The 1308-nt window shown below is 45.0% G+C and carries 1 protein-coding gene; it reads right to left on the reverse strand.

All coding sequences use genetic code 11. From position 1 onward, the window contains the following. Positions 1 to 2: 2 nt before the first annotated feature. Positions 3 to 1181 (reverse strand): IS4 family transposase, encoded by a 1179-nt coding sequence (locus C1A09_RS16185; protein ID WP_229077418.1) that lies wholly within the window; start codon positions 1179 to 1181, stop codon positions 3 to 5. Positions 1182 to 1308: the final 127 nt, after the last annotated feature.

The following is a 1308-nucleotide window of genomic DNA, read 5'->3' on the forward strand; positions in this document are numbered from 1 at the left end:
CACTACTGTCCAAAGAAATTACCCCATAGGTTCAGTTGATCTGAATCGGAATCATTCATCGGACGTTTTGGTTTAATAAACAGTTCGCCTAAAGGCTTCCTCTCAAAGAGTACTTTGCCGACTACGGACGATAAAATATAAAGTTCCTGATCAATATGAAACATCTTTCTGGCAATGGCAAGCAGCAGGTAATCGCAGATGGCAATCCATATCTGCGAGTATACTGCATTCTGGCTGGTCCCGTAGAACGCCTTGATGTTCAGATGTTGCTTGATCCATTTGAAGAAACATTCCACTTGCCAACGTTCCCTATAAAGTTCAGCAATGGTCAGGTAGGAATGTGTGAAGTCATTGGTCAGGAACCGATAGACATTTCCCGTGGCATAATCCTCATACACAACCATACGGAGTGTATCCGGATACCATCGGGAGGTTTTCAGTCCCGTCAGCCTGATAGTGGAATCGCTAACAACTCCTGTACTTTTATCAACCGGATGCTCTTCTACCACCTCATACTTCATGTTGTCCTTGGCCCTGGTGACAAAGAAAGCCCGCTGGCGATGAAAGTGGAGGAACAACTGCTTGAAATCCACATATCCCTTGTCCATGAGGTAGTAATTACCAGGCTCCACGGGTACGAGGCTCATTGCTTTGGAGTCATGGACCGCGGCTTCCGTCAGATAAATAAATGTGGGAATCGTTCCCCGCAAATCCAGCAGAGTATGCATCTTTACACCACCTTTATCATGATGAAGTCTTGCCCATGGACAGAGTTGCAGGCAAAGTTTCATCGTACTGCTGTCGAAGGCATAGACGATTCCGTCCACGTCGAGTCTGGAAGGCTCATGGCGGTACAGGTATCTCGCTTGTGCAATCAATATCTGACCGAAGTCGTGATAGATGCGCCAGTCCTTGGTCCCGTTGATATGTGCCAAAGTCGAGCGTTGGATATATTTGATTCCGGACGAGTACAACTTGAAGGACAGGGCAACCAGCGTTGCATCAATGCTGCGCAGGCTATCCTGGCCGGTGAACTGGGCAAAACTCATCACCATGAACTGGTCTCTGCATTTGAACTCGATGGCATGTCGGTTGCCATTGTATCTCTTTACGCATTTGTCAAACTCATATCTCGGTATGAGCGACATTATCTGAGCGAATACGGTCTTTCCCTGATTCATGATTTCTATCTCTTGCAATACTATTTGCAAAAGTATAAAATCAAATCCCGGAAAAATTTTATTCGCGTAATGCATTAATATAAACTAATTTAAATCATGTCTGAGAAAATTTCTTTGGACAGTAGTG

It is taken from the genome of Bacteroides cutis, from assembly GCF_900241005.1.
Classification (GTDB): Bacteria; Bacteroidota; Bacteroidia; order Bacteroidales; family Bacteroidaceae; genus Bacteroides; species Bacteroides cutis.